The organism is Teichococcus vastitatis (assembly GCF_003604215.1).
In the GTDB taxonomy this organism is placed as follows: Bacteria; Pseudomonadota; Alphaproteobacteria; order Acetobacterales; family Acetobacteraceae; genus Pseudoroseomonas; species Pseudoroseomonas vastitatis.
Genome location: NZ_QXGS01000103.1, coordinates 1 through 3,437, shown reverse-complemented (window position 1 = coordinate 3,437; position 3,437 = coordinate 1). Strand labels below are relative to the sequence as shown.

General features: G+C 62.5%; 1 protein-coding gene. It reads right to left on the bottom strand.

All coding sequences use genetic code 11. The features are described from left to right. Positions 1-3,342: type I polyketide synthase (locus tag D2K64_RS23105; protein ID WP_157986092.1), on the bottom strand; the 3,342-nt coding region annotated here is incomplete at its 3' end. Positions 3,343-3,437: the final 95 nt, after the last annotated feature.

Sequence of the window (3,437 nt, the reverse complement as noted above, 5' to 3'; positions counted from 1 at the left end):
CCGCAACAGGCGCATTTCCTGGATAGCGACCGGAAGGTAGGCGCCGTGGCTAGGATCGATCAGCGACAACGCCGCCTGGAAGGACCCGTCTACCAAGCATGGATGCGCGAGGAACATCGCGGCATCGCCCCGCTCTGTCTGCGACAATTCGAGTCGAGCCAGAGCCACTTGGCGCGTCGCGTCGTGCCGCACCGCGCTGATGCTGCGGAAGGCATTCTGATAGTTCAGGCCGATCTGCCTAAACCGGTCGTATAATGCGCCGGATTCCAGTTCCTGCGAAATGTCGGCTCGCAGTGCTTCCAGCCCATACTGACAAGCGGCCGCGCCTTGTAGTCGGCGCAGCGTCGCCGAAGCATGCCGCACGACCTCGCCTGGCAGAAGTGCGTTGCTCGAGCGCAGCTCACGAGATCCGCCTGCCACCTCGACGACCTCCAGCATCTGCGGCTGGTCGCGATCCAGCACGAACGGTGCGTCAATGGTGACGTTCTCGAGCACCCAGGGACCTTTGGCATAGCTCGCCTCAGCGGCGGCGAGCAGCGCCTCCAGATAAGCTGCGCCAGGCATGACTGCGACGCCCGCCACTTGATGGTCATGCAGGAAGTTGAGGCTGCGTACGGAAAGATCCGTAGGGAGCGACGTACCGGGCGCTTGGCGCTGCGCCATCGCACGATCGCCAAAACTCAGCCGGTCATGGCTCTGGATGGTCGATTCGCGCCACAGTCGCTCACGTGCAAAAGGATAATTGGGCAGCGTGACTGCACGACCCTGAGGATGCCGCTGCGCCCAGTCGAGCTTGGCACCCGCGACATAGGCCGAGGCTAGCGTCAGCGGTAGGCTGCCAGCATCATCTTGCTTCATGTTGAGCGTCGGAACGTGCCGGGCGGTGGCGCCGGCGTCCTTGATGATGTCGAGGATAGAGCGGCCCAACACCGGATGCGGCCCAACCTCGACGAAGTGGGTAAGGCCGTCGCTCAGGGCCCGGCGGATCGCCGCCATGAAGCGCACCCGCTCGCGCACATTGTCGGCCCAGTATTCCGCATCGTAGCGGCGTGTCTCGACCCGCCGACCAGTCACCGTCGAGTATAGCGGGATGTGCGGCGCCTGGGTCTTCAGATCGGCAAGCACACCGATCAGTTCATCCTTCAGCGGCTCCATAAAGGCGCTGTGATAAGCAACTTCCACCGTCAGCATCCGGGCGAATACGTCCTCCGCTTCCAGCTTTCGGGCAACCGCCTTGAGGGCCGGAACGTCACCGGCCAGTGTAACCGCACGAGGCGCATTGACCGCCGCAACATCGATCTTGCCGCCGGAACGCTCGGCGATGAGTTCGGCCTCGGCCTCGCTCAGTCCAGTTGCTAGCATGCCTCCTTGCCCGGCCGCCTGAGACTGGACGCGGCTGCGCTGGCGACTGACGCGCAGCGCCTGCTCCAGCGGCAGCATCCCCGCAGCCCATGCGGCGCTGACCTCGCCGACGGAGTGGCCCAGCACGGCGTCTGGCCGCAAACCCTCAGCAGCCAGGACCCGCGTCAGGCCAAGTTGCAGCATGAAGTTAGCGGGCTGTGCAAATTCGGTGCGGGCAATTCGGCTATCCGACTCGTCCTTCAGCATTTCCGCCAGGATCGAGAAGCCGGCGATGGTTTCGAACATCGCATCAGCCTCGCGTAGCGCCGTGCGATACACGCAGGAGTCGCGCCAAAGGCCGCGACCCATGCCCCACCATTGTGGGCCCATTCCAGTATAGACGAACACGGTGCCGCCTTCTGGCGCGATCAAGGCCTCGCCCTGAAGCGTCCTTGCCGATGGCTGGCCACGCGCGAGGCCGGCGAGGCCGTTGGAAAGCGCCGCGGCGGAATCACCCCAAGCGACGGCGCGATGCTCGAAATGTGCGCGCTTGCGGGTGGCCGCGTGCAGCACATCGTAAAGGTTACACTCGGCCAAGCGTTCGGCTAGATTCTGCGCCGCCAGCGGCAGGACGCGGGGTGAGCGCGCGGAAACCGGCGCCAGCAGCACCTCCGCCGATCTACCACCCTCTGGCTGCCGGACTGGGAACACTGTGTCGGGTGCTCGCAGGATCACGTGGGCATTCGTGCCGCCATACCCGAAGGAGTTTACCGCCACCCGGCGGGTCTGGTCTGCCGGGCCGAGCACACGATGCTCCGTGGCAAGGGCGATGCCGGGATGGTGCAGCGGCAACGCCGGATTGGGCGTCTCCAGCATCGCCAGCGGCGGAACGACGTTACGGCGCAGAATCCAGGCCGCTTTGATCAGGCCGGCCACGCCAGCCGCGGCTTCGAGATGACCGATATTACTTTTGACGGAGCCGATCAGGCAGGGCGCGTCACGCTCTCCGTCGGCATAGACGGCAGCGATCGCCGCGACTTCCAACGGGTCGCCCACTGGGGTGCCCGTGCCATGCGCTTCCACGTACAGGATGGTGGCAGCATCCACATCGCTGTCCTGCAGCACCTGACGCATCAGCGCTTCCTGCGCCTTTGGGTTGGGCACGGTGATGCCACTCGTACGGCCATCCTGGTTGACGCCCGCGCCATCGACATAGGCTATGATCTCATTGCCGTCAGCTAGCGCGTCGTCAGCCTTGCGGAGTATCAGCACGCCGCAGCCCTCGCCACGGCCATAGCCGTCTGCCGCCGCGTCGAAACTCTTGGAGCGACCGTCCCGTGCCAGAAACCGGCCTTTGCTCATGGCCACAGCATATTCTGGCCGCAACATGAAATTGACCCCGCCCACCACTGCCATCTCGCAGCGGCCTTGCTGCAGATCCTGCACCGCCTGAACAAAGGCAACCAATGAAGAGGAGCAGGCAGTATCAAGGGCGAAGCTCGGGCCCGTCAGGTTGAAGGCGTAAGAGATTCGATTGGCCAGCATTGTCAGTGTCGCGCCGGCCGCTGAATGTGTATCGATAGACCAGCGGTTCTGGCTGGAGAACTCGTTGATGAGGTGATCGACCGTGAAGCCGCCTACATACACGCCGACTTGGCGGCCGGAGAGGGCTGCGATGTCGATACCGGCATTCTCGAAGGCTTGCCACGTCGTTTCTAATAGCAGACGTTGCTGCGGGTCCATGAACTCCACTTCACGCGGCGCCATCCCGAACGAAGAAGCGTCGAAGCTTTTATAGTCGTAATCCAACCAGTGCCCGCGACGAACATAGGTTTTTCCGGCTCCGCCGGCGTCATTATAAAACTTGTCCGGGTTCCATCGTCCATCAGGAACATCGGATACAAAGTTTTTTTTATCTATGAGCTGATTGAAGAATTCATCCGGACTTGAAGCTCCACCAGGAAAACGGCACTGGGCTCCAACAATAACGACGGAATTCATGCACGTATCTCCGAGAAAAGCTCGAGTTCAGATCATTACTAGGTGGCTGCGGCCGAGCTTTGTTTCGGGGCGAAACATCTCTTTATGATCGAAAT